The 24,756-nt window shown below is 60.8% G+C and carries 18 protein-coding genes and 1 pseudogene; 9 read left to right on the top strand and 10 right to left on the bottom strand.

Annotated elements, in window-relative coordinates:
* The first annotated feature begins 40 nt into the window (after positions 1–40).
* The gene (locus AC1RT4_RS01340) at positions 41–547 is read left to right on the top strand and encodes a peptidylprolyl isomerase (protein WP_127798757.1); all 507 of its coding nucleotides are present in this window, start codon (positions 41–43) and stop codon (positions 545–547) included.
* Positions 544–1,290: a UDP-2,3-diacylglucosamine diphosphatase gene (gene lpxH / locus AC1RT4_RS01335; RefSeq protein WP_493083046.1), complete on the top strand. Its 747-nt coding sequence runs from the start codon at positions 544–546 to the stop codon at positions 1,288–1,290. Before AC1RT4_RS01340 ends, lpxH begins: the two co-directional genes overlap by 4 nt.
* A 238-nt stretch (positions 1,291–1,528) precedes the next feature.
* Here lpxH and AC1RT4_RS01330 read toward each other — a convergent pair whose 3' ends face one another.
* The 8 genes from AC1RT4_RS01330 to AC1RT4_RS01295 all read right to left on the bottom strand — a co-directional run bounded on the left by AC1RT4_RS01330 (position 1,529) and on the right by AC1RT4_RS01295 (position 14,092).
* Positions 1,529–3,058: a DHA2 family efflux MFS transporter permease subunit gene (locus AC1RT4_RS01330; RefSeq protein ID WP_192561624.1), complete on the bottom strand. Its 1,530-nt coding sequence runs from the start codon at positions 3,056–3,058 to the stop codon at positions 1,529–1,531.
* A gap of 81 nt (positions 3,059–3,139) precedes the next feature.
* The gene (locus AC1RT4_RS01325) at positions 3,140–4,342 is read right to left on the bottom strand and encodes an HlyD family secretion protein (RefSeq protein ID WP_007951497.1); all 1,203 of its coding nucleotides are present in this window, start codon (positions 4,340–4,342) and stop codon (positions 3,140–3,142) included.
* 15 nt (positions 4,343–4,357) lie between these two features.
* Positions 4,358–5,827 (bottom strand): efflux transporter outer membrane subunit, encoded by a 1,470-nt coding sequence (locus tag AC1RT4_RS01320; RefSeq protein ID WP_007951498.1) that lies wholly within the window; start codon positions 5,825–5,827, stop codon positions 4,358–4,360.
* Entirely contained in the window at positions 5,817–6,299 is a 483-nt protein-coding gene (locus AC1RT4_RS01315; protein WP_085608360.1) for a MarR family winged helix-turn-helix transcriptional regulator, read from the bottom strand. The genes AC1RT4_RS01320 and AC1RT4_RS01315 overlap by 11 nt, the downstream gene beginning before the upstream one ends.
* A 237-nt stretch (positions 6,300–6,536) precedes the next feature.
* Positions 6,537–7,859 carry a hypothetical protein gene (locus tag AC1RT4_RS01310; protein WP_493083043.1) on the bottom strand — a complete coding sequence of 441 codons (1,323 nt, stop codon included), beginning with the start codon at positions 7,857–7,859 and terminating at the stop codon, positions 6,537–6,539.
* 117 nt (positions 7,860–7,976) lie between these two features.
* Positions 7,977–11,651: a translocation/assembly module TamB domain-containing protein gene (locus AC1RT4_RS01305; protein WP_493083041.1), complete on the bottom strand. Its 3,675-nt coding sequence runs from the start codon at positions 11,649–11,651 to the stop codon at positions 7,977–7,979.
* A complete protein-coding gene (locus tag AC1RT4_RS01300) occupies positions 11,648–13,375 on the bottom strand; it encodes an autotransporter assembly complex protein TamA (protein WP_493083039.1) in 1,728 nt (575 codons plus the stop codon). Before AC1RT4_RS01300 ends, AC1RT4_RS01305 begins: the two co-directional genes overlap by 4 nt.
* Before the next feature lie 66 nt (positions 13,376–13,441).
* Positions 13,442–14,092 (bottom strand): GNAT family N-acetyltransferase, encoded by a 651-nt coding sequence (locus AC1RT4_RS01295; protein ID WP_007951503.1) that lies wholly within the window; start codon positions 14,090–14,092, stop codon positions 13,442–13,444.
* A gap of 174 nt (positions 14,093–14,266) precedes the next feature.
* On the opposite strand from AC1RT4_RS01295, the gene xthA reads away from it, so the two are divergent.
* Both xthA and AC1RT4_RS01285 read left to right on the top strand, forming a co-directional pair.
* Positions 14,267–15,079: an exodeoxyribonuclease III gene (gene xthA, locus AC1RT4_RS01290; protein WP_493083037.1), complete on the top strand. Its 813-nt coding sequence runs from the start codon at positions 14,267–14,269 to the stop codon at positions 15,077–15,079.
* Between the two features lie 115 nt (positions 15,080–15,194).
* The gene (locus AC1RT4_RS01285; RefSeq protein ID WP_493083035.1) at positions 15,195–16,529 is read left to right on the top strand and encodes a substrate-binding domain-containing protein; all 1,335 of its coding nucleotides are present in this window, start codon (positions 15,195–15,197) and stop codon (positions 16,527–16,529) included.
* A gap of 136 nt (positions 16,530–16,665) precedes the next feature.
* On the opposite strand, the gene AC1RT4_RS01280 is transcribed toward AC1RT4_RS01285, so the two are convergent.
* Positions 16,666–17,895 (bottom strand): acyl-CoA dehydrogenase, encoded by a 1,230-nt coding sequence (locus AC1RT4_RS01280; RefSeq protein WP_041075051.1) that lies wholly within the window; start codon positions 17,893–17,895, stop codon positions 16,666–16,668.
* A 176-nt stretch (positions 17,896–18,071) separates the two neighbouring features.
* On the opposite strand from AC1RT4_RS01280, the gene AC1RT4_RS01275 reads away from it, so the two are divergent.
* The 4 genes and pseudogenes from AC1RT4_RS01275 to AC1RT4_RS01260 form a co-directional block, all read left to right on the top strand.
* Positions 18,072–19,016: a LysR family transcriptional regulator gene (locus AC1RT4_RS01275; RefSeq protein ID WP_493083033.1), complete on the top strand. Its 945-nt coding sequence runs from the start codon at positions 18,072–18,074 to the stop codon at positions 19,014–19,016.
* Positions 19,017–19,071: 55 nt separating this feature from the next.
* A complete protein-coding gene (locus tag AC1RT4_RS01270) occupies positions 19,072–19,473 on the top strand; it encodes a MerR family transcriptional regulator (RefSeq protein WP_007951507.1) in 402 nt (133 codons plus the stop codon).
* Between the two features lie 29 nt (positions 19,474–19,502).
* On the top strand, positions 19,503–20,402 hold the full coding sequence (locus tag AC1RT4_RS01265) for a hydroxymethylglutaryl-CoA lyase (RefSeq protein WP_007951509.1): 900 nt from the start codon (positions 19,503–19,505) through the stop codon (positions 20,400–20,402).
* Positions 20,403–21,502: 1,100 nt separating this feature from the next.
* Positions 21,503–21,586: pseudogene (locus AC1RT4_RS01260) on the top strand (DUF6124 family protein); the annotation flags it as partial.
* Positions 21,587–21,685: 99 nt separating this feature from the next.
* Here AC1RT4_RS01260 and AC1RT4_RS01255 read toward each other — a convergent pair.
* Positions 21,686–23,383 (bottom strand): AMP-binding protein, encoded by a 1,698-nt coding sequence (locus AC1RT4_RS01255; protein ID WP_493083031.1) that lies wholly within the window; start codon positions 23,381–23,383, stop codon positions 21,686–21,688.
* 201 nt (positions 23,384–23,584) lie between these two features.
* On the opposite strand from AC1RT4_RS01255, the gene AC1RT4_RS01250 reads away from it, so the two are divergent.
* On the top strand, positions 23,585–24,748 hold the full coding sequence (locus tag AC1RT4_RS01250) for an isovaleryl-CoA dehydrogenase (RefSeq protein ID WP_102621744.1): 1,164 nt from the start codon (positions 23,585–23,587) through the stop codon (positions 24,746–24,748).
* Positions 24,749–24,756: the final 8 nt, after the last annotated feature.

The raw sequence follows: 24,756 nt of genomic DNA, 5'->3' as shown, positions 1-24,756 counted from the left end.
TGCTCCAATGCCCACGAATTCCTTATAAAGAGTAGCGATCATGACTCAAGTAAAACTGACCACCAACTTCGGTGACATCGTCATCGAACTGAACGCTGAAAAAGCCCCGATCACCGTGGCCAACTTCATCGAATACGTGAAAAAGGGTCACTACGAGAACGTCGTGTTCCACCGCGTCATCAAAGGTTTCATGATCCAGGGCGGCGGTTTCGAGCCAGGCATGAAAGAAAAGAAAGACAAGAGCCCGAGCATCCAGAACGAAGCCGACAACGGCCTGAAGAACGAGAAGTACACCCTGGCCATGGCTCGCACCATGGATCCGCATTCGGCCTCGGCTCAGTTCTTCATCAACGCCACCGACAACAGCTTCCTCAACCACACCTCCAAGACCGCTCAGGGCTGGGGTTATGCCGTATTCGGTAAAGTGGTTTCGGGCACCGACGTTGTCGACAAGATCGAAGGCGTTTCCACCACGTCCAAGGCAGGCCACCAAGACGTACCAGCAGACGACGTGATCATCGAGAAAGCCGAGATCATCGAAGCGTGATATTGCTGATTTCAGACTTGCATCTGGAAGAGGAGCGCCCGGACATTACCCGGGCGTTTCTGGATTTGCTCGCCGGACGCGCCCGCTCGGCGAGTGCGTTGTACATTCTGGGCGACTTTTTCGAGGCGTGGATTGGCGACGACGCCATGACCCCCTTCCAGCGCTCCATCTGCCAGGCCCTGCGCGAACTCAGCGACAGCGGCACGGCCATTTTTCTGATGCACGGCAATCGCGACTTCATGCTCGGCAAGGCCTTCTGCAAACAGGCCGGTTGCACGCTGTTGAAGGACCCGAGTGTCGTGCAGTTTTACGGCGAACCGGTACTGCTGATGCACGGCGACAGCCTGTGCACCCGCGACGAAGCCTATATGAAGCTGCGACGCTACCTGCGCAATCCGCTGAGCCTGTTCATCCTGCGTAATCTGCCCTTGCGCACCCGCCACAAATTGGCGCGCAAGTTGCGCAGCGAAAGCCGGGCGCAGACGCGGATGAAAGCCAATGACATCGTCGATGTCACGCCGGAGGAAATTCCGCGGATCATGCAGGAATACGGGGTGAAAACCCTGGTTCACGGGCACACCCATCGCCCGGCGATCCACAAGTTGCAGATCGGCGATCAGGCGGCGAAGCGGATTGTGCTGGGGGATTGGGATCGTCAGGGTTGGGCGTTGCAGGTGGATGAGAACGGGTTTGGGTTGGCGCCGTTTGATTTTGCGCCACCGTTGGCATTGCCGCACGGCTGAAGATCGCTACCCCCTCACCCCAGCCCTCTCCCCCAGGGGGGGCGAGGGGGAAAGGGAGCCGATCTTCATGCTGTTCAAACCTGAGTTCGACTCGAGCTCGCAAGCCAGATCCTTCAAGCCCTGAGTTCAACTCGACATCTCAGGTCGATGTACCTCGCACATCCACCTCGGTCAGTCCCCTCTCCCTCCGGGCGGTCCGACGTTTCGGGAGGGTTAGGGTGAGGGAAAGCTCTTGATCTTAGTGCCCGGAAGCCGCCGGCCCTGCCTTCGCAGCAAACGGCGGCTTGGCCAGCCACACAATCAGAATCAACCCCATAAACCCCCACCCCAACAACGTGAAGTAATCCACGGTCGAAAGCATGTACGCCTGACTGGTCAACACATGATCCAGCTGCGCATACGCCGGATTGCTCGCCCCGCCCAACTGATTCAACGCCTCACGGGTCGCCGGCTCATAAGTGCTGATGCTCTCGCTCATGTAGGCATGATGCTGATCCGCCCGACGAATCCAGATCCACGTAGTCAACGACGCCGCAAAACTGCCGCCCAGTGTCCGCAGGAACGTCGCCAGACCCGCGCCATCGGCAATCTGGCTCGGCGGCAAGTCCGACATCAGAATGCTCAAGGTCGGCATGAAAAACAGCGCCACACCAATCCCCATGAACAACTGCACCAGGGCGATGTGCTGGAAGTCCACCTCGTTGGTGAATTCGGCACGCATGAAGCAGCTCAGGCCGATCGCCAGGAACGCCAGCCCGGCCAGCAGACGCAGGTCGAACTTGTGCGCATACTTGCCGACAAACGGTGACAGCAGCACCGGCAGAATGCCGATCGGTGCCACCGCCAGCCCGGCCCAGGTCGCGGTGTAGCCCATCTGGGTCTGCAACCATTGCGGCAGGATCAGGTTGATGCCGAAGAACCCGGCGTAACCCAGCACCAGCACCAGTGTGCCGATGCGGAAGTTGCGGTGGGCGAACAGCCGCAGGTTGACCACCGGATGCTGGTCGGTCATTTCCCAGATCACGAACACCGCCAGCGCGATCACCGAAATTGCCGCGCCAATGATGATGAAGTTCGACTCGAACCAGTCCAGGTCATTGCCCTTGTCGAGGATCACCTGCAACGCGCCCACGCCGATGATCAGCGTGATCAGCCCGACGTAATCCATCGGCTGATGGCTGGTGACCACCGGGCGCTTGGCCAGCTGCTGGCGCACCACCATCACCGCGAAAATCCCGATCGGCACGTTGATGAAGAAAATCCACGGCCAGCTGTAACTGTCGGTGATCCAGCCGCCCAGGATCGGCCCGGCAATCGGCGCCACCACCGTGACCATCGCCAGCAACGCCAGGGCCATGCCCCGCCTCGCCGGCGGATACACCGCAATCAACAGCGTCTGGGTCATCGGGTACAGCGGCCCTGCCACCAGGCCTTGCAGCACGCGGAAGCCGATCAGTTCCGGCATCGACGTGGAAATACCGCAGAGAAACGAAGCCAGCACAAACAGGATGGTCGCCCAGAGAAACAGCTTCACCTCGCCGAAGCGACGGCTCAGCCAGCCGGTGAGCGGCAGCGCAATGGCGTTGCTCACGGCGAACGAAGTGATGACCCAGGTGCCCTGCTCCGAACTCACGCCGAGGTTGCCGGAAATGGTCGGCAGCGCCACGTTGGCGATGGTGGTGTCGAGCACCTGCATGAAGGTCGCCAGCGACAGGCCGATGGTGCTGAGCAACAGGCTGGGCGGCGTAAAAGAGGCGTTATTGCTCATCGCGAATCCTTTGGAGCCGAATTTTTTGGAGCGAGGACGGGCGCCGCGCCCGTTACGGGGCACGGCGAAGGGATTGGCGAATCAGCGTTGCGCGGTCTTGCTGACCGCCGCGCTGTTGTCGTGGATCAACTGGGTGATCATCGCGTCGGCTTCGGCCAGTTGGCGGTCGTAGACGTTGGTGCTGAACGAGGCCTTTTGCGGCGGTTGCTGGGCCAGTACCGGGCCGCTCTGGTCGTGCAGGTTGACCTCGACATTGGTCGACAGACCGACGCGCAGCGGGTGTTTGGCCAGCTCTTCGGCGTTGACGTGAATCCGTACCGGCACACGCTGCACGATCTTGATCCAGTTACCGGTGGCGTTCTGCGCCGGCAACAGGGCGAACGCGCTGCCGGTGCCCGCGCCGAGGCTGTCGATGGTGCCGCTGAACTTCACATCGCTGCCGTAGATGTCCGACTCGATCTCCACCGGTTGGCCGATGCGCATGTCACGCAGCTGGGTTTCCTTGAAGTTGGCGTCGATCCACAGCTGATCCAGCGGAATCACCGCCATCAGCGCGGTACCCGGCTGCACACGCTGGCCGAGTTGTACGGTGCGCTTGGCGACGTAACCGGTAACCGGTGCGATCAAGGTGCTGCGAGCATTGGTCAGGTAGGCCTGACGCAGTTGCGCGGCGGCGGCCATCACGTCCGGGTGCGACGAGACCACAGTGTCATCGACCAGCGCGCTGGTGGTTTTCAGCTGCTGTTTGGCATTGGCCAGGGCGTTTTGCGCCGAGGTCAGGTCATCGCGGGCGTGGGACAGTTCTTCCTGGGAAATCGCCCCGCCGGCCGCGAGGTTTTTCCGGCGGTTGAAGTTGTCCTGGGCTTTCTGCACTTCGGCCTGTTGCGCATTGACCTGGGCCTTCATGCCGTCGACGTTGCTGTACAGACCGCGCACCTGACGCACGGTGCGGGCCAGATTGGCCTTGGCACTTTGCAGACCGACTTCGGCGTCGTTCGGGTCGAAGTTGATCAGCACCTGGCCTTCATGCACCAGATCGCCATCGTCGGCTCCGATGCTGACCACGGTGCCGGTCACCAGCGGGGTGATTTCCACCACGTTGCCGTTGACGTAGGCGTCGTCAGTGCTTTCGCTCCAGCGCCCGATGAATTCGTGATACGCCCAGACGCCGGCACCGGCGAGGGCAACCACAACGGCCAGCACCAGCAGCATCACCTTGCGTTTGCGCGGGTTGCCAGTGTCCTGGGCGTTGTCTTGAGCTTGTGTGTTTTCGGCAGTGGCCATGACAAATACCTTGAATTAGTTGTGCGGCGTGGCTGGGGTGGCGTTGGCTGCGGTCAGGGTTTGCCCCTGGAAGCCGCCGCCCAGCGCTTGCATCAGTTGAATCGACAGGTCGATCTGCTCGGCATTCAGGTTGGCCAGCTGACGCTGGGCCTGCAGCAATTGCTGCTCGATGCTGAGCACGTCCAGGTAGTTGCCGATGCCGGAACCGTAACGCTGGACGACGGTGTTGTAAGAGTCCTGGGCAATCTCGGTCGCGTGCTGCTGGGCGCCGATCTGCCGGCCGATGTCACGCAACTGGTTGATCGTGTCGCTGACATCGCCCAGGGCTTTCACCAGGCTTTTGTTGTACTGCGCCACGGCGAGGTCGTAATCGGCGTCGCGGGCATCGAGGTTGGCGCGCAGGCGTCCGCCATCGAAGATCGGCACCGAAATCGTCGGGGCAATGTTGAAGAAGCGACTGGCGGAACCGAACATCGCGTCCCCCAACAAGGATTCGGCACCGGCGGAAGCCGACAGGTTCAAGTTCGGATAGAAGCGGGTCTTGGCCGAGTCGATGTCCTTGCTCGCTGCCTCGACACGCCAGCGCGCGGCGACCAGATCCGGGCGACGGCCCAGCAATTCGGCGGGCAAAACAGACGGTAGCGCGACGGCGCTGGCTTGCAGGACTTTCGGCCGAGCGATTTCGTTGCCGCGATCCGGGCCTTTACCGAGCAGCACGGCCAGGGCGATTTTTGCGCTGTTCAGGCGTTTTTCAGCGTCGATCAGGCTGGCTTCGGAGCTGGCTTCCAGACTTTGGGTCTGCTGGAACTGGTACTGGCTGTCGATCCCGGAACTCAGGCGACGCTGGCTCAGGTCCAGCATCTGTTTGGTGCGCTTCAAATCTTCGTTGGCCAGGTCATAAACGATGTGCGCCTGACCCAGATCGCTGTAAGCCCGAGCCACGTCGGCAGCCAGGGTCAATTGCGCGGCCTGACGGTCGACTTCGGCGGCGCGGGCCTGACCGAGGGCGGCTTCCCAGGCGTCACGCTGACCGCCCCAGAGGTCGAAGTTGTAATTGAAGCCGGCGCTGATGTTGCGCACGGTGGCGTACGCATCGCCCTGCCCTCGCGGGTCCTGATCCTTGGCCAGACGCGAACGGCTGATGCCGGCACTGGCATCGAGGGTTGGGTAGCGCTCGGCATCGGCGGCATACGCGGCGGCGCTGGCCTGATGGGCGCGGGCGTCGGCGATCTGCATGTCCGGGCTGTCTTTCAGGGCTTCGCGGATCAGGCCGTCGAGCTGCGGATCGCCGAGGCTGGTCCACCAGTCGCTCTTCGGCCAGGCGGCCTGGGACAGGGTGACGCCGTTGAGCGATTGCCCGGTCTGCAGGGTTTTCGCATCGAGGCTGGCGCCCTGGGTATCGAGGCCACTGTAGTTGGCGCAACCGGCGAGGATCATCGCCGACAGCACCAGTGTCAGGCTGCTGCGCAAGGTTTTACCGCTCATTGTGTTCACCTAACCGCTGGATGGTGATCGGGTCACCGGCTGCCAGCAAAATTTTCTTGAGGATGTATTCCAGGGTTTTCAACTCGTCCGGGGTCACGGCGCCGGCCAGTTCATTCATGGCGTCGGCGCCGATGTGCGGCAGGCGATCGGCCAGTTGCTGGCCCTGCTCGGTGAGTTTGAGTTGCACCTGACGGCGATCGCCTTCGCTGCGTTGGCGAACCAAGAAACCTTTCTGCTCCAGACGGTCGAGCATGCGAGTCATCGAACCGCTGTCCAGCGACAGGTGCCGGCACAGCTCGGCCGGGGTGTCGACGCCGAACTGGGCCATGATGATCAACACCTTGAACTGCGCGGCGGTGATGCCGTGGGGTTCCATGTGGGTGTCGATGATCTTGTCCTTGAGCAAGGCCGCACGGCCGAGCAACAGGCCGAGATGGCAATGCTTGAATTCGTCGGGGGTGAAATGCTTCATTTGCTCACCTAATAACTGCCTAGGCAGTGAATGTATGTCGAGATGTTACTGCCTAGGCAGCGAATGTCAACGTAATAGTTAGGTTGCTTTGTAATTAGTTGACCAGTGGACTGGGTTTTTCGGGTGCCCAGACGGACGCCTTCGCAAGCAAGCTCGCTCCCACAGGGATCTCATGTCTGCACGAATCAATGTGGGAGCGAGCTTGCTCGCGAAGGGAGCGACTCGGTGTAGAGCCGTTCAGGATTTGTCGGAGGGATGATTCATCGGTGGCGGCTGAAGGGGATGGACTTCCCGCCCGCGCAACGCAGTTGCCACATACCCGCAGGCGCGCCTGGCTCCCGCGTAAATACCGTGCCAGCCCGGCGGTGCCGGCTCGATGGCAGCATGCAACGCCCGCGCATAATCGAGCACCAGGCCGGGCGTCCAGGCCATGGCCTCGGCGCGCTTGCGCACCTGGGCCGCGACCCAGAATTCGGGACTGATGATGACCCGGGCAAAATCCAGCATGCTCGAATGGCCCCTGTTCATCGCGCCTTCAAGGGCAGCTTCCAGGCTATGCGCAACGGCACTCGAACAATTTCGGCTGGTGAGGTTGTAGGTGGTGTTCTGCCGATAATCCGCCCAGAACGCCTGAAGCCGTACCGCATCGTAATGCACGAAACTGACCTGAACCGACGAAGGGCACCAGTCGGCCACTTCGCTCTCGTAGTCCGGCAGAAACCGCCCCGCCACATCGTTGTTTGGCGTTGCGCGCAGCAAGCGCACGAAATCCCCCGCCGAGCGATCGATATCGTCCAGCGGGTAATGGCTGATGTAGATGTCCGGCGCACATTCCAGTGCCGCGTGGCCGGCGGAAATGACGCCATTGATATCGACCGCCGCGATGTAACGATTGAGGAAGCGGTTGCGCACCAGGGTGTCTTCAACCGTACCGCTGGGTGTCCAGACATGGATCACCATTGCGCCGTTGCATGCAGGGGCATGGGCCGGGGAAGGCGTTACCGGCGACGGTCTGTTCTTGAACCGCAATGCCTGCTGCAACAAGGCACAGCCCGAAAGAAAGATGCTCATGCCGATGCAGAACGGCACCGTCCCCTTGTAAAGGCTCGGATACGGTTCGAGGATGAACACGCCAAAGCCGATCTCAAACAGCGCCACCAGCAGTGACATTCGCCAACCGACAAAGCGCACCACCACCGCAGCCGCCAGCCGAAAACCGCCATCGAGCAGAAAAGCCGCACCGAACAACACTGCGAGAATCACGCCGGCAGCATGCTGTCGGTCAACGATCAGCAGCCCCAGCAGCAGAAACGCCAGACCGCGAGCCTTGCGCAAAGCCGCCGCCGTGCCGGTTTTCGGGGCCGGCACCAGCAAAATGATCAGGGCTTCGAGCAACAGCAAATAGCCGAACACATGCAGCGGAAAATACAGAACGCCGTCCAGCGCATCGATGAAGATGGCCACACCGGCCGCGCCCCAGACAACGCCGGTCAATGCCAGGGCTGACCAGCGCCGGCGGACAAAATCGTGACCGAGCAAGACCATACTCAAGCGAACCATTGGCGCCCCCGGGGCGTTTCGGGCAGCCGCAAACGGCGCCCTTCAAGCTGCGATCAGTCTAATACATCCAGAAAAAGCCGGATCGTGGTGACACGATCCGGCCTGGGGGAACGCGGGCTAGAAATCCCGCTTGTAGAAGATGTCCAGCGAACTGGCCACGCCGCTGGCGGCTTCTAGGTAGACCTTCTTGCTCAGCTTGTAGCGCAAGGCGATGGTGTTGGCCGGCTCGAACACGCCGACGCCGTAACGCAGGCTGAGCTTCTCGGAGATGTTACCGCTGGCCACCACGCTGGTGGTGTTGCCGCTGCCCTGGGTGTCGAGCTGGAAGTCCTGAATGCCCAGATCACTGGCCAGACTGCTGGTGACCCCGGAACTGCCCATCAAACCCAAACCGAGCGCCGCCTGCGCGAGCATGTTGTTGTCCTCGCCGGTGGTGCTCAGCGGACGCCCCAGCACCAGATAGGACAGCGCCTGTTCCTGACTCATCGCCGGCTCGGAGAAGATCTGCGTGGTCGGCTGTTCGGCGCTGCCGCTCAGGCGAATACCGGCGATCACGTCATCGGTCTGGCGAATCGCTTCGATGTCCAGATACGGCTGATCGATCGGACCGGCAAACAGCAGACGCGCGCGACGCACCGTCAGGCGCTGACCGTAGGCGCGGTATTTGCCGTCGTTGAGCCACAGCTCGCCACGGGTGTCCATGTTGTCACCGATGTGCACGTGACCTTGCAGGTTGGCGGTCAGGCCGAATCCGGCGAAGCTCAACTTGTCCTGGCCGACCACCACATCGATGTCCATTTTCATCGCCAGCGGCGGTTTGCCCTCTTCGGTCTGCGCACCGACGATGATCGTGTCATCGGAGACTTTGACCGTCGATGGCGGCAGTTCGCGCACGGTGATTTCGCCTTTCGGCACCAGCACCTTGCCGGCAATCGCCAGCTCATCGCCGGCCATGGAAATCTTCAGGTCCGGTGCCACTTCCAGTTTGGCGTAGGGCTCGACCGTCACCGGCAATTGCGTGCCCTTGAGCGCCAGATCCACCACCAGCGCCTGACCCCAGGCGATGTTGCCGTTCAGACTGCCCTGCCCGCTCTTGCCGCTTTTCCAGCCGCCGTTCAGTTGCACGGCCTCACCGGCGATCACCGCTTGCAGTTGCAACGCTTGCAGTTCGATCGGCAACTCCGGCCCGGACACTTCGCCGTCGCTGAGTTGCACCGTGCCGTTGACCAGCGGTGCGAGCAGCCCGCCGGAAATCGTGCCGCTGCCGTTCAGGCGCCCGGTGAGTTTTTCAACCATCGGCACAAACGGCCGCGCCACCGACAGATCCAGCCCGCTGAGGCGGAATGAACCGCTGAGCGGCTTGTTCTTCGGTAACGGATTGAGCTGCGCCTGCACCATCAACTCACCAAGCTTGCCGCCGACGAAGTTGAGGTCGGTGTCGATGCGCTTGGGCGTGAGTTTGCTGGTGAGTTTGAGGGTCTGGTACGGGAAGTCCAGCCACTGATCCTTTTCCTTCATGCGCAAGGTGCCGCCGCTGGCATCCACGCTGATCTGGCCGTTCGGGCCGCTGGCCGGCAGGTCCAGTTGCAGGTCGGCGTTGAGCTTGCCTTGCCAGGCGAAATCCTTCGGTAGCCACTGCGCCAGGCTTTCGATCGGGAATTGCTTGAGGTGATAACGCAGCTTCGGTTCCGGCATCAGGCGCTGATCTTCACCGCACAGGCTGGCATTGCCGGACATCCAGCAATGGGCGCCGAAGTTGATTTTGCCGTCGGCCAGTCGTTCGAGCTTGGCCGGGCTCTGCAGTTTCCAGTCCTGACCGCCAGCCTGAATGTCACCGCTGGCCAGACGCCCGCGCCAGTTGCCCTTGTCCAGATTGCCGTCCAGGCCCAACGCCAGTTTCAGCTTCGGCCCGAGCAGGTCGAGGTTGAGTTTCTGGCTTTTGATATCGCCTTGGGCGCTGGCGGTCAGCGTACCCAACGACGTATCGCCAGCCTGAATGCCGCTGCCCTTGAGGTCGATTTTCGCCCGTTGCGCGCTGTCGAGGGTGGCGTCGAGGTTGAGGCTTTGCAGGCGATTGTCCTGGAACGCCAGTTGCGAACCTTGCAGGCCGAGCTTGCCCTGCGGCGCCTTGAGCGTACCGGCGACATCGACCCGACCGTTGATCTGCCCGCGCAGTTGCGGCCAGAGCTGGGCCAGACGCGCCAGTTTGATGTCGATCTGCCCGGTGAGCTTCTGTTGCAGGCTGCCCTTGCCGTTGATGCTGTTGTCGCCGAGGCGGATTTGCAGGGCATTCAGATTCCACTGCTCGCCCGCGCCGTCAGCCTTGGCTTGCAGCACCGCCGGTTGACCGCGCAGTTTGCCTTTCAGATCGAGGTCGGCATTCAGGCTCAGGCGCTCGTTCTTCATTTCGCCTTTGCTTTTCAACGGGCCGGCCAGGGTGCCCGGCAGCTCCGCGACCCAATACGCCGGGTTGAGCGCCGACAATTCCAGCGCAGTGTCCCAGGCAATGCCATCGGCGAACTGCACGTTCACATGGCCTTCGGCTTTACCCTGCCCGGCTTCGAGTTTCAGTTGTGGCAGGAAAATCTGCTTGAGATTGCCGCTGAACGGACTGCTGAGGCTGAACGCCCCCGCCGGCCCATCCGCAGCGGCGGCGAAGTTACCGATGTACTGACCGTCGGTGTAGGAGACTTCGCCCGTGAAGGTACGCAACGTGACCTGCGGCTCGTCGATCTCCGGATAGAGCCGGTGCCACGGAAAATCCAGCCAGTTGATGTTGGCCTGGGCGCTGAGGCCTTTGCTCCAGTCGACATTGCCGGTCAGCTTGAGGCTTTGCTTGTCGTTGGCCGTCAGATCGAGGCCGGCAATCTGCGCGCCTTTGGCGTCAACCTTGCCTTTGAGCAACAGCGCCACCGGGCCTTTATCGGCAGGCAGCGTCGCATTGCCGAGGAGTTGGTAACCGTTTTTCAGATCGCCTTCGCCGGTCAATAGCAGTTGATTGAACTGCAGGGTGTCCGGCAGATCCGTGCTCGGCTTGAAGGCTTCCGAGGTGATCCGCACCTTGGCCGGCAGGTTTTCCGCCAACGGTTGCAGCTCGCCGCTCAACTGGCCGTTGAGGTAGCCACGGCTGTCGGCGTGCAGGTTGAGGGTTTTCAGCAGGTCGCCGTCGATTTTCAGCGCCAGCGTCCACGGCTCGGGAGCCGGCGACGGCAAGGTCAGATCACCAGTGATGTTCAGCGGCCAGTTGCCGGTCGGTTGCAACAGGCCGGACAGATTCAGGCTCAACTCGTCGCGTTGCAGTTTCACGCTGTCGATCTGCATGCCCTTGGCGGTCCAGTGCGCCGCCAGTTGCAGGCCTTTCAACTCTTCGCTGCCGTTGAACAACAGGCTGCCAACCTGCACATCGCCCAGCTCGATGGCCACGGGCAATTGCAGATCAGGAAGCTTGATCGGGCCGCTTTCGGTGGTTTCTTCACTCGGCGGGAATTGCAGGCTGACGGTATCGGCCTTGAGCTGTTCGATGCACAGGGTCATTCGCGTCAGGCACAGCGGCGACCATTCGAAGATCGGTTTGCTCAGTTCGACGCGACTGCTGTCCTGCTGCCACAGCAGATGATCGGCGCTCCACTGCCCGCCGAGGCGACCCTGGAAATTGTCGACGCTCAAACCCGGCACCAGTCCCAGCACCCAACGGCTGCCGATCTGCGTTCCGAGCACAGCGGTAATGCTCAATACAATCAGCAGCACCAGCGACAACAGCGCCAGCGCCGATATTTTCAAACCACGCTTCACAGCTCAGGCCCCATGGAAAAGTGCAGCCGGATGCCGCCATCGTCGTCCAGCGCGTGGGCCAGGTCGAGGCGGATCGGCCCCACCGGCGAGACCCAGCGCACACCGATACCGACCCCGGTCTTGAGGTTCGGCAGTTCGAGTTTATTGAAGGAGTTGCCCTGATCGACGAAGGTCGCGATCCGCCACTTCTCGGCAATTGAATATTGATATTCGACGCTGCCCGCCACCATGTAGCGCCCGCCGATGCGGTCGCCCTCGGAGTTTTCCGGGGACAGGCTCTGATAGTCGTAGCCGCGCACGCTCTGATCGCCACCGGCGAAAAAGCGCAGCGACGGCGGCACCGATTTGTAGCCGTTGGTGGCGCTGCCGCCGACCTGCACCCGGCCGAGCAGACGGTGCTTGTCGAATACGGTGGTCAGGCCTTTGACCAGCGCCGTGCCGTAAACCAGGTTGTTGTCCGAGCCGAGGCCTTCTTTCGCAACCTTGCTTTCGAAGGTCAGGCGATAGCCGTTGTGCGGATCGATGCGGTTGTCGCTCTTGAGGTAGGAATAGCTGACGCCGGGCATCAGCAAGGTGCTCAGACCGGAGTCGTCGCCGAGCTGGTATTCCTCGCGCTGCCATTTCAGCGAGATCACCCGCTGCCAGCCGCTCGGCAATTTGCTGTGCCATTCCGGGCCGAAGGTCAGCAGCTTGCTCAAGGTGTCGGAACCGTCGATGTCCTCGTATTGATAACCGCCGGCCCAGCGCAGTTTGTCGGTCAGCGGCGGGTCCAGCGGGATGTCATAGAACAGGCCGACGTTTTGCCGTGGCGCCGACAGTTCGGCCTCCCAGCCATAACTGTCGCCCTGCGGGTTGACCCAATGGCGGGTCCAGTTGGCCTTGATTCGCGGGCCGACGTCGGTGGAATAACCAAGGCCCAGGCCCATGGTGCGCGGCTTGCGGGTGTCGAGTTTGACGTCCACCGGGATCACGTCGTTTTTCGCGGCGGTCGGCGCGGCGTCGACCCGCACGCCTTCGAAATAGCCGCTCGATTGCAGGTCGCGGTTGAGTTCGGCGATCAGTTCGGAGTCATACGGCTCGCCGGCCTTGAACGGCACCATGCGTTGCAGCAGGTCTTCGTCGAACGGTGTATCGCCTTCAAAACTGACTTTGCCCAGCGCATAACGCGGGCCGCTTTCGTAAATCAGTTCGACATCGGCGACCCCGGCGCGGGGATCGACCATCAATTTCTGGCTGGTGAAGCGGCCGCTGAAAAAGCCGTAGCGCGACGCCTGGTTCTGGATCAGGCGCTTGGCGTCTTCGTAACGCCCATGGTTGAGCACCGCGCCGGGCTTGAGCACGTCACTTTTCGGGACTCGAAAGGATTTGAGGGAGGCCGCCGGGCCGTCGATGCGCACGGTCACGTTGCGCAGACGGATCGGCTCGCCAGGATCGATGTTCAGCACCAGACGCGGTTTTTCGCCGCCCTTGACGTCACTTTCGATCTGCGGCTGGTAATAACCTAAGGCCTGGGCGGCCTTGCGCGCCTGCTCTTCGGCGCCGCGACTGAAGCGCTGCAAGGCTTCTTCGTCACGATCGCCGAGGCTGCCGATATAGCCTTCTATATTGGCTTTCAGTTCATCGTTGGACGGTTTGATCCGCACATCCAATTCACTTTGCGCCAGCGCCGCGCAGCTGGTTAACAGCATGAGCACGCCACTGGTAAATCTTCCTGGAAACTTCATAGGCGCGGATGCTATCACGGGCTTGGGAGCGTGATAGAACAGGAAATTTCCCAAAAAGTTCGATGGTTATCCCGTTGCTGTTTGTAACACCTGCGGGTTGGCATGAAAAAACACGTGCTCGCGCACCGGGCCGACGGCCACTTCGCCGATTTCCTCGTAACCCTGACGCTTGTAGAACTCCAAATAACGCGGGTTGCCGGTATCGAGGATCACGCCTTGGGAGCTTTCGTCCACCGCGCACCAGTTGTGCACCGCTTGCAGCAGCTGCTCGCCGAAATGCTTGCCCTGAAATTGCGGATGTACACCGAGCAGCGGCAGCATGTGCACCGAATCGGTCGGCACGCAGGCCTCGACGGCAGCGTGGTATTCCAGATAACGCCGAGTGCAACGGAAACCGGTGCTCAACACCATGCGCAAACGCCAGGCCCAACTCTCGGTAACGCCCAGACGCCGTTGCGGCGGCGCGATCAGGGCGATGCCGATCAAGCGGTCGTTGACCAGCAGGCCGATGGCCGGCAGATCCTGCAGAAAATGCTGTTTGACCAGCTCCCGCACCGTGGCGCGCACCCGCTGCTCGTAACCCGGACGCTCGGCTTCGAACAGGTAAGCGAAAGTCGGCTCGTGGCGGTAAGCCTGATAAAGAAGGGATCGCGCTTCCCGGGAATAGCCGCGGTCGAGCATATGAATGTCGGCGATGGCGGTTTGGGTTTCAGGCATGACGGTGATTCTCCCTGGACGGGACTCAACAGGCCCCGTTCTTGTTATACGAGCCTTGGGCTGAAGGGATCGTTCCCACACCCGAAAGACATTAGCAGCGCATATGGACTACCGCCACGCTGGCCCAGATCCTACATGTCAGCTAGCATCGCCCTTTTGCCAGGACTGCCGACCATGAAGATCGTTTCCTTCAACATCAACGGACTGCGGGCCCGCCCGCATCAGCTGGCGGCGCTGATCGAAAAGCATCAGCCGGACGTCATCGGCCTGCAGGAAACCAAGGTCCACGACGACCAGTTCCCGCTGGAAGAAGTGCGGGCCCTGGGGTATCACGTGTATTTCCACGGCCAGAAAGGCCATTACGGTGTCGCCCTGCTCTCGCGCCAGGAACCGATTGCCGTGCACAAAGGCTTCGCCACCGATGAAGAAGACGCGCAGCGGCGCTTCATCTGGGGCACTTTCGCCGACGCCAACGGCGTTCCGGTGACGATCATGAACGGCTATTTCCCACAGGGCGAAAGCCGCGACCACCCGACCAAATTCCCGGCCAAGCAGCGCTTCTACAGTGATCTGCAAGCGCTGCTGGAAAGCCAGTTCCACAACGAACAGCCGCTGGTGGTGATGGGCGACGTCAACATCTCCCCGGAAGACTGCGACATCGGCATCGGCCCGGACAACATGAAGCGCTGGCTGAAAACCGGTAAGTGCAGCTTCCTGCCGGAAGAGCGCGAGTGGATGGCCCGCCTGAAAAACTGGGGCCTGACCGACAGCTATCGTCACCTCAACCCGGACGTGACCGACATGTTCAGCTGGTTCGACTACCGCAGCCGCGGGTTTGAAGACGAGCCGAAGCGCGGCCTGCGCATCGATGTGATTCTGGCGTCCCATGGTTTGCTGCCCCGGGTGAAAGCCGCCGGTGTCGACTATGAACTGCGCGGGATGGAAAAGCCTTCGGACCATGCGCCGATCTGGCTTGAATTGAGCTGATCTGCTTTAAGCAGAAGATCACAGCCGCGGGTTGTGATCTTCTGCCTTGTCATCTTTCAGCAACCTCACTGACTTAATCTCCCCGGCAATCCCCTTGGCTGCAATCGGTGCCGGCATGACCCTGCGTGTTCTGTTCGTCTTTCTCCTGAGCGCCTGGCTGCAGGTTGGGTTTGCGGCGTTGCCCATTCCCGAGAACGGCCCGGTATTGCGCATCCAGGGTTCCAACACCATCGGCGCGGCCCTCGGCCCGGCGCTGGTGGAAGGTCTGTTGCAAGACCAGGGACTGTTGAAAGTCCACAGCGAAACGCCGGACACCGCCAACGAACAACGGGTCGTCGGCCTGACGGCTCAAGGCCAAAGAGTCGTGGTGGAGATCGCCGCCCACGGTTCGAGCACCGGTTTCACTGCACTCAAGAACGCCAGCGCCGATCTGGCTGCCTCGTCGCGTCCGATCAAGGACAGCGAACTGCTGAACCTGCAAGCCCGGGGCGATCTGAAAAGCCCCGGCGCCGAGCAAGTCATCGCCATCGATGGCCTGGCGATCATCCTCCATCCCGACAATTCGCTGAATCAATTGAACACCGAACAACTGGCGCGAATCTTCAGTGGCGAGGCGAAGACGTGGGAAGACGTCGGCGGCAAGGGTGGGACGATTCATTTGTATGCGCGGGATGATCAGTCCGGCACCTACGACACGTTCAAGGAACTTGTCCTCAGCCGTCGTGGGAAATCCCTGAGCAATGCCGCGAAACGATTTGAATCCAGCGAGCAGTTGTCCGACGCCGTCAGTGCCGATCCGCAGGGCATCGGTTTCATCGGCCTGCCCTATGTGCGTCAGGCCAAGGCTGTGGCGATTGTCGACGGGCAATCCCAGGCAATGCTGCCGCTCGCCAGCCTGATCGCCACTGAAGACTATCCGCTGTCGCGGCGGCTGTTCTTCTATCTGCCGCCCGACAGCAACAATCCCTGGGCCAAGGCGTTGGTGGAGTTTGCGCAGAGCCGTCGGGGCCAGGCGATTGTCGCGGCCAACGGTTTTATCGCCCAGACCGTGCAGGCCATCGCCGTCACGCCGAATGCGCTGATGCCCGAGGGTTATCAATCCCTCAGCCGTCACGCCCAGCGTCTGACGGTGAACTTCCGCTTTGAAGAAGGCAGCGCCAGCCTCGACAACAAGGCCCGCCAGGATCTGGCCCGGGTGTTCGACTATATAAAGCACCACGACAAGACCGACCGCGCGGTAACACTGGTGGGATTCGGCGACGCCAAGGACGACCCGGCGCGGGCGGATTTGCTGTCGAAGCTGCGGGCGATGGCGGTACGTCGGGAACTGGTGAAGAACGGCGTGGTGTTGCGCGAGGTGCGCGGGTTTGGCGCGCTGATGCCGGTGGCGACCAACAGCGGGGATGAAGGCAGGATCAAGAATCGGCGGGTGGAGGTGTGGGTTTACTGAGCGTCGAACCAGTGATCATTCCCACGCTCTGCGTGGTAACGCAGCCATGGACGCTCCGCGTCCACTGTGACGCGGAGCGTCACGGTATGCATTCCCACGCAGAGCGTGGGAACGATCAGAGGGCGGCTAATGCTGATCAGCGCTCGCTGCGCAGCATTTCCTTCGGCACATACTTGCCGATCTCGAACTTGCCGATCGCCGCGCGGTGCACTTCGTCCGGGCCGTCGGCCAGGCGCAGGGTGCGTTGCATGGCGTACATGTAGGCCAGCGGGAAATCGTTCGACACCCCTGCCCCGCCATGAATCTGGATCGCCCGGTCGATCACCCGCAACGCGACGTTCGGTGCAACGACCTTGATCTGCGCGATCTCGCTTTTGGCGACCTTGTTACCCACGGTGTCCATCATGTACGCCGCTTTCAGGGTCAGCAGGCGCGCCATGTCGATCTCCATCCGCGAGTCGGCGATCTTGTCGACGTTACCGCCCAAACGCGCCAGCGGCTTGCCGAATGCAGTACGGCTCACCGAGCGTTTGCACATCAGTTCCAGTGCGCGCTCGGCCATGCCGATCGAGCGCATGCAGTGGTGAATCCGGCCCGGGCCGAGACGACCTTGAGCAATTTCGAAGCCGCGTCCTTCACCGAGCAGGACGTTTTCGTACGGCACTCGCACGTTATCGAACAGCACTTCGGCGTGACCGTGCGGTGCGTCGTCGTAACCGAACACCGGCAGCGGGCGGACGATTTTTACGCCAGGGGTGTCGACCGGCACCAGGATCATCGAGTGCTGGGCGTGACGCGGGGCGTCAGGGTTGCTCAGGCCCATGAAGATCAGGATCTTGCAGCGCGGATCGCAGGCGCCGGAGGTCCACCATTTCTTGCCGTTGATCACCCACTCATCGCCATCACGCACTGCACGAGCAGCCATGTTGGTGGCGTCGGAGGACGCGACGTCCGGCTCGGTCATGGCGAACGCCGAGCGGATCTCGCCGCGCAGCAGCGGTTCGAGCCAGCGCTGTTTCTGTTCTTCGTTGGCGTAACGCACCAGCACTTCCATGTTGCCGGTGTCCGGTGCCGAGCAGTTGAACGGCTCGGGACCGAGCAGCGAGCGGCCCATGATTTCCGCCAGTGGCGCGTATTCGAGGTTGGTCAGGCCGGCGCCGAGTTCCGACTCAGGCAGAAACAAATTCCACAGCCCTTCGGCTTTTGCCTTGGCCTTGAGCTCTTCCATGATAGCCGTCGGCTGCCAGCGATCGCCCTCGGCAACCTGCCGTTCGAACACGGCTTCGGCCGGGTAAACGTAAGTGTCCATGAACGCGGTCACGCGCTCACGCAGTTCTTGCACCTTGGGCGAATAAGCGAAATCCATGAGCAATTACCTTTTTTCGGCAGGTTGTTTAAGTCATGCAATCGATGCTAGAACAGCGTTGATAATTTACCTAGCCTATTCTCGGCGTGTATAAACATTCATCACCGATATATGATTGGTTGATTTTCCTGGCCGCCCTGACCCGCGCCATTCACCTATAACAAGAGAGCCGCGTAATGAATCTGAGCAAGGTCGACCTCAACCTTTTCATCGTCTTCGACGCGATCTACACCGAAGCCAACCTGACCCGCGCCGGGCAGATTGTCGGCATTACCCAGCCAGCGGTGTCCAACGCATTGGCGCGGTTGCGCGAAACCTTCAACGACCCGCTCTTCGTACGCACGGCCCAGGGCATGGTGCCGACGCCCATGGCGCAGAACATTATCGGCCCGGTACGCAACGCGCTGTCGCTGCTGCGGGTGTCGGTTCAGGAAAGCCGCATTTTCAACCCTTCGCAAGCGGTGAAGACCTATCGCATCAGCATGACCGACCTGACCGAAGCGGTGATTCTGCCGCCGCTGTTCCAGCGTCTGCGTCGTCTGGCGCCGACGGTGATCATCGAAAGTTTCCTGTCCAAACGCCGGGAAACCACCAAGGAACTGGCTGCCGGGCGTCTCGACTTTGCCGTGGATGCGCCGCTCAACACCGACCCGCAGGTGCGCCACGTCAAGCTGATGGAAGACCGTTACGTCTGCGCGATGCGCAAGGGCCATCCGCTGGCGACCAAGGAAAAATTCACCCTCGACGATTACCTGTCGCTGACCCACATTCATATTTCCAGCCGGCGCAGTGGTCTGGGCCATGTCGATCTGGCGCTGGGCAAGATGGGCATCCAGCGCAAGATCGCCCTGCGCTCGCAGCACTACTTGATGGCGTCCCAGGTGTTGCAGCAGACCGACATGGTGATGACCGTGCCGGAGCGTTTCGCCCGTCGCCATGACCTGCATGCGTTCAATCTGCCGGTCAACGATGTGCCCCCGGTGGAAACCCATTTGTACTGGCACGAAAGCACCGACCAGGATCCGGCCAACCGCTGGATGCGCGAGCAGATGATCGAGTTGTGCCAACAAGTGACAGCGCACGAGAAGAAGCTCGACAAGCTGCAGTCGCCCGCTACTTGACGTAAACGTCAACCTGCCATTAGCTTAGCGCCAAGACCCTTCTTCGAGCGCTTTCATGAGCAGCCAGACCTACAGCATTTCCGACCTCGCCCGCGAGCTGGACATCACCACCCGGGCGATCCGCTTCTATGAAGAACAAGGCCTGCTCAGCCCCGAGCGCCGAGGCCAGGAACGCATCTATTCGCCGCGCGACAAGGTCAGCCTGAAGCTGATCCTGCGGGGCAAACGCATCGGTTTTTCCCTGGCCGAGTGCCGCGAGCTGATCGAGCTCTACGACCCCTCCAGCGGTAACACCAAACAACTCAACAGCATGCTGGCGAAAATCAGCGAACGCCGCGAACAGCTTGAACAGCAACTGCTGGACATCGAACAGATGAAGCTGGAACTCGACACCGCCGAAGAACGCTGCGTGCAGGCGCTGGAGCAGACGCTCAAGAGTCAGCAAGTCGCGCAGTAGCCTCCCGACAATTACAACAGGTCAACGCCATGTCCCTCCCCTCCCAAGTACGCCTGATCGAAGTCGGCCCGCGTGACGGCCTGCAGAACGAAGCCCAGCCCATCAGCGTTGCCGACAAGGTGCAACTGGTCGACGCCTTGAGCGCCGCCGGCCTTGGCTATATAGAAGTCGGCAGTTTCGTCTCGCCCAAGTGGGTGCCGCAGATGGCTGGTTCCGCCGATGTGTTCGCGCAGATCCAGCGCAAGCCCGGCGTGACCTATGGCGCACTGGCGCCGAACTTGCGCGGTTTTGAAGATGCGCTGGCGGCCGGGGTCAAGGAAGTTGCGGTGTTTGCTGCGGCATCCGAAGCGTTCTCGCAGCGCAACATCAATTGCTCGATCAGCGAAAGCCTGGCGCGGTTCGCGCCGATCATGGAATCGGCGAAACAGCACGGCGTTACCGTGCGCGGTTACGTGTCCTGCGTGCTAGGTTGCCCTTATGAAGGCGAGGTCGCCCCGGAACAGGTGGCGATGGTGGCCCGCGAGCTGTACGCGATGGGCTGCTACGAAGTGTCGCTGGGTGACACCATCGGCACCGGCACTGCGGGCGCCACCCGCCGACTGTTCGAAGTGGTCTCGAAACAGGTGCCTCGAGAGAAACTCGCCGGCCACTTCCACGATACCTATGGCCAGGCCATGGCCAACATCTACGCCAGCCTGCTGGAAGGCATCGCGGTGTTCGACAGCTCGATCGCCGGCCTCGGCGGCTGCCCGTACGCCAAGGGCGCCAGCGGTAACGTCGCCACCGAAGACGTGGTGTACCTGCTCAACGGCCTGGGCATCGAGACCGGTATCGACCTCGACGCCTTGATTGCCGCCGGCCAACAGATCAGTGCCGTGCTGGGACGCCCGACCGGTTCGCGCGTGGCCAAGGCTCGCAGCGCACAGTGAGGGGATGGTGTTACCGCGGAGCGCGAAACGTGGGCACAAGCGAGTAACACGGAAACAAATTGTCTGGTTCTGCCTGAAGGAAAAATCCTTCAAAAATCTCAAACCCTTGATTTACAAGGGTTTTGAAAAGTTGGCACGGCTTCTGCTATCTCTATGGCATAACAAGAATAAAAAGCAGCAAACCAATAAAAATAAGACGTACCGACTCTGACATAACAAAAACAACACGGCAGAGACGCAGCTAACAGATTTTTTTGGAGAAGGTGTGCTTTTCAGGGTATTCCTCGGAATGACCCGCAACCGGGCAGAGAACAATAAAACTACCTTCAGGTAGCTCCCGAATCGGTTGGATCGCTAGACGAGAAAGCAGATCAGCGCTCAAAAAAATACGTTTGCTCTTGACCCCGGATGGGGGTCGCCAAAAACAGCGGTAAAGGGCCACGGTTGCCAAAAACAACAACAGACCGCCCCTCAATAATAAAAAAGAGCACGCGACGACAAAATTAAAGGGGAGCTTCGGCTCCCCTTTGTGCTGTGTGGCGTTCTGAAATTGTCCGCGACAGATCCCCTCCCTTCTCGATCTTCCTACAAGCGCTCACTCGGCAAGATCTCAGTGAGGCAATTGATCTTGTGCCTCAACATCCAGCCCCCCACATACAAATCATCCCAACAAAAACACGGCGAGCTCTCGGCTTTCGCTGTGTGTAAACACCACGCCGCATGCGCGTTTAAAGTACACGAACCGTTACGCCATAAGGGCTACAACACCTTGCGTCGTTGCCTACGCGTACGCCAGAATCCGCCGGCTTACGCGGCTATGGGGTGGGCTATATCGTTTCCCTGTCACTGAAAAACAGTGATCGGGTTTGGTAGCCCGTCTGTAATAGCAGTATGGCAACACCGTATGCAGTCCCTTTTTTGGGGCTCTGTCTTATGGTGGTCATGCGTGGGGCTCATTCGTGAGCGCCGGGTTCCTATTGCAGCCGGTCTACCAACCCGCGTATGGCCGCCACCCATCGTTTGATGTCCAAGACCGTCATTCCACCGTTAGAATCCGGTGTCCCCCTACGAACTTCCCGATTCAAGAAAACTCCACGACGGCGCTGTTGGGCATTGCGCAGGTGGTGATGTTGGGTGAGTTGGCGGTGAATCAGGCGTTGGAAAATGTAGAAGTAAAGCAATAAGCGCCGCTTTCGAAGCCAGGGTCCGCGCCCTGGCTTCGAAGGCTCTGAACGATATATAAAGTTGAAATCGTGGGAGCCAAGCCCCCACAGATCTCTTCCTCAGCCCTCGTTACTGCGCAACTCCTCGATACTGATCTCGCGCATTCGGAATTTCTGGATCTTGCCCGTCACCGTCATCGGAAACTCCTCCACAAACTTGAAGTAACGCGGCGTCTTGAAGTGGGCGATGCGCTCCTTGCACCACGCTTGCAGCTCTTGTTCAGTGGCGCTGTGGCCGGGATGGAATTTGATCCAGGCAACGATTTCCTCACCGTAACGCGAGCAGGGAATGCCGATCACCTGCACGTCCGCCACCGCCGGGTGGGTGAAGAAGAACTCTTCCAGTTCACGCGGGTAAATGTTCTCGCCGCCACGGATGATCATGTCCTTGTTACGCCCGGCGATGCACACGTAACCCTCGTCGTTCATGCTCGCCAGGTCGCCGGTGTGCATCCAGCCTGCCGCGTCGATGGCTTCGGCGGTGGCATTCGGGTTGTTCCAGTAGCCGAGCATCACGCTGTAGCCACGGGTGCACAGCTCGCCGATGGTGCCGCGTGGCACTGGATTGCCGGCCTCGTCGATGATCTTGCTTTCGAGCTGTGGCTGGGTGCGGCCGACGGTGGTCACGCGCAGTTCCAGTTCGTCGGATGGCCCGGTCTGCAGGGACACGGGGCTGGTTTCGGTCATGCCGTAGGCGATCTGCACTTCGCTCATATGCATTTCGCTGATGACCCGGCGCATCACCTCGATTGGGCAGGTGGCGCCGGCCATGATCCCGGTGCGCAGGGTCGACAGGTCGAACTCGGCGCGCTGCGGCTGATCGAGCATGGCGATGAACATGGTCGGCACGCCGTACAGCGCGGTGGCTTTTTCTTCGGCCACGGTGCTCAGGGTCAGCAGCGGATCGAAGGCATCGTTGGGATAAATCATGGTGCTGCCGTGGGTAATGCAGCCCAGGTTGCCCATGACCATGCCGAAGCAGTGGTACAGCGGCACCGGGATCACCAGGCGATCGACAGCGGTCAGCCCGAGGCTTTCGCCGACCATGTAACCGTTGTTGAGGATGTTGTAGTGACTGAGGGTCGCGCCCTTGGGAAAACCGGTGGTGCCGGAGGTGTACTGGATGTTGACGGGCTGATCGAAGTGCAGGCTGTCGCTGTGTTCACGCAATTGTTCTGGAGAGACGCTGGCGGCCAGATCTGCCAGTTGCGACCACGGGAGAAAACCCGAAGGCGGCTGGGGATCAAGGCTGATCAACCCGCGCAGCTCCGGCAGGCGCTCGCTGCGCAGTTCGCCGATGGATTGCTCGGCCAGTTCCGGCAGCAAGCCTTGCAACATGCCGTGATAGTTGGAGCTCTTGAACGCCCCGGCGCAGACCAGCCACTGACAACTGGATTGCTTGAGTACGTATTCGAGTTCAGAGCTGCGGTAGGCCGGGTTGATGTTGACCAGGATCACGCCGAGCTTCGCGGTGGCAAACTGAGTGATGCACCACTGCGCGCAGTTCGGTGCCCAGATGCCGAGACGATCACCGGCCTGCAAACCCAACGCCAGCAGGGCTCTGGCGTGAACATCCACCGCATCGGCCAGTTGCCGCCAGCTATAGCGCAGTTGCTGATGACGCACCACCAGCGCCTCGCCGTCCGGGTACTGCGCGACGGTCTCGTCGAACTTCTGCCCGATGGTCATCGCCAGCAAGGCTTTGCTCTGGGAACCGCGGGTATAGCTGCGCTGCGGGTTTGCACTGGGTTGATCCATGACGACCCCTATTGTCTTTATTAGTGGGTGTTGGACCGGAGCCATATGAGCTCCGACCATTCAGAACTGGCTCTACTCTCGCTCAAGTTGACGTTAACGTAAAGGGTGATTGACAGCCATTCGTCACAGGCTTACGTTAACGTAAAGGTGAGAACTGAAACGCCCTTCTCCCCACCCTACAAAAAAGCCAAAAGGTGACCCATGAGCTACCCATCCCTGAACTTTGCCCTCGGCGAAACCATCGACATGCTGCGCGATCAGGTTCAGTCCTTTGTTGCCAAAGAAGTCGCCCCGCGTGCCGCGCAGATCGACAGCGACAACCTGTTCCCGGCCGATCTGTGGCGCAAGTTCGGTGACATGGGCCTGCTCGGGATCACCGTGCCGGAAGAGTACGGCGGTGCTGGCCTGGGTTACCTGGCGCACGTCGTGGCGATGGAAGAAATCAGCCGTGGCTCGGCTTCCGTGGCGTTGTCCTACGGCGCCCACTCCAATCTCTGCGTCAACCAGATCAACCGCAACGGCAATCACGAGCAGAAATCCAAATACCTGCCGAAGCTGATCAGCGGCGAACACGTCGGCGCTCTGGCAATGAGCGAGCCGAACGCCGGCTCCGACGTGGTCTCGATGAAACTGCGCGCCGAAAAACGCGGCGACCGCTATGTCCTCAACGGCAGCAAGACCTGGATCACCAACGGCCCCGACGCCAACACCTACGTGATCTACGCCAAGACCGACCTGGAAAAAGGCCCCCACGGCATCACCGCATTCATCGTCGAGCGTGACTGGAAAGGCTTCAGCCGCAGCAACAAGTTCGACAAGCTCGGCATGCGCGGCTCCAACACTTGCGAACTGTTCTTCGATGACGTCGAAGTGCCGGAAGAAAACATCCTCGGCGTGCTCAACGGCGGCGTGAAAGTGCTGATGAGCGGTCTCGACTACGAGCGCGTCGTGCTGTCCGGTGGCCCGACCGGGATCATGCAGTCGTGCATGGATCTGATCGTGCCGTACATCCATGACCGCAAGCAGTTCGGCCAGAGCATCGGCGAATTCCAGCTGATCCAGGGCAAGGTCGCCGATATGTACACCCAGCTCAACGCCAGCCGCGCCTACCTCTACGCCGTGGCCCAGGCCTGCGAGCGCAACGAAACCACGCGCAAGGACGCCGCCGGCGTGATCCTCTACACCGCCGAACGCGCCACGCAAATGGCTCTGGATGCGATCCAGATTCTCGGCGGCAACGGCTACATCAATGAATTCCCGGCCGGTCGTCTGCTGCGTGACGCCAAGCTGTACGAAATCGGCGCCGGCACCAGTGAGATCCGTCGCATGCTGATCGGTCGCGAACTGTTCAACGAAACCCGCTAAACGGAGCT

The sequence above is a fragment of the Pseudomonas sp. GW821-FHT11D10 genome (assembly GCF_058808435.1).
The sequence above is the reverse complement of the archived record's forward strand: the minus strand, read 5'-3'. Positions and strand labels throughout refer to the sequence as shown.

What these genes read in the sequence shown, in the direction of transcription:
- AC1RT4_RS01340 (WP_127798757.1), top strand. Translation starts at nt 41, where the DNA reads ATGACTCAAGTAAAACTGACCACCAACTTCGGTGACATCGTCATCGAA.
- AC1RT4_RS01330 (WP_192561624.1), bottom strand. Translation starts at nt 3,058, where the DNA reads ATGAGCAATAACGCCTCTTTTACGCCGCCCAGCCTGTTGCTCAGCACC.
- AC1RT4_RS01325 (WP_007951497.1), bottom strand. Translation starts at nt 4,342, where the DNA reads ATGGCCACTGCCGAAAACACACAAGCTCAAGACAACGCCCAGGACACT.
- AC1RT4_RS01320 (WP_007951498.1), bottom strand. Translation starts at nt 5,827, where the DNA reads ATGAGCGGTAAAACCTTGCGCAGCAGCCTGACACTGGTGCTGTCGGCG.
- AC1RT4_RS01315 (WP_085608360.1), bottom strand. Translation starts at nt 6,299, where the DNA reads ATGAAGCATTTCACCCCCGACGAATTCAAGCATTGCCATCTCGGCCTG.
- AC1RT4_RS01310 (WP_493083043.1), bottom strand. Translation starts at nt 7,859, where the DNA reads ATGGTTCGCTTGAGTATGGTCTTGCTCGGTCACGATTTTGTCCGCCGG.
- AC1RT4_RS01300 (WP_493083039.1), bottom strand. Translation starts at nt 13,375, where the DNA reads ATGAAGTTTCCAGGAAGATTTACCAGTGGCGTGCTCATGCTGTTAACC.
- AC1RT4_RS01295 (WP_007951503.1), bottom strand. Translation starts at nt 14,092, where the DNA reads ATGCCTGAAACCCAAACCGCCATCGCCGACATTCATATGCTCGACCGC.
- xthA (WP_493083037.1), top strand. Translation starts at nt 14,267, where the DNA reads ATGAAGATCGTTTCCTTCAACATCAACGGACTGCGGGCCCGCCCGCAT.
- AC1RT4_RS01285 (WP_493083035.1), top strand. Translation starts at nt 15,195, where the DNA reads ATGACCCTGCGTGTTCTGTTCGTCTTTCTCCTGAGCGCCTGGCTGCAG.
- AC1RT4_RS01280 (WP_041075051.1), bottom strand. Translation starts at nt 17,895, where the DNA reads ATGGATTTCGCTTATTCGCCCAAGGTGCAAGAACTGCGTGAGCGCGTG.
- AC1RT4_RS01275 (WP_493083033.1), top strand. Translation starts at nt 18,072, where the DNA reads ATGAATCTGAGCAAGGTCGACCTCAACCTTTTCATCGTCTTCGACGCG.
- AC1RT4_RS01270 (WP_007951507.1), top strand. Translation starts at nt 19,072, where the DNA reads ATGAGCAGCCAGACCTACAGCATTTCCGACCTCGCCCGCGAGCTGGAC.
- AC1RT4_RS01265 (WP_007951509.1), top strand. Translation starts at nt 19,503, where the DNA reads ATGTCCCTCCCCTCCCAAGTACGCCTGATCGAAGTCGGCCCGCGTGAC.
- AC1RT4_RS01255 (WP_493083031.1), bottom strand. Translation starts at nt 23,383, where the DNA reads ATGGATCAACCCAGTGCAAACCCGCAGCGCAGCTATACCCGCGGTTCC.
- AC1RT4_RS01250 (WP_102621744.1), top strand. Translation starts at nt 23,585, where the DNA reads ATGAGCTACCCATCCCTGAACTTTGCCCTCGGCGAAACCATCGACATG.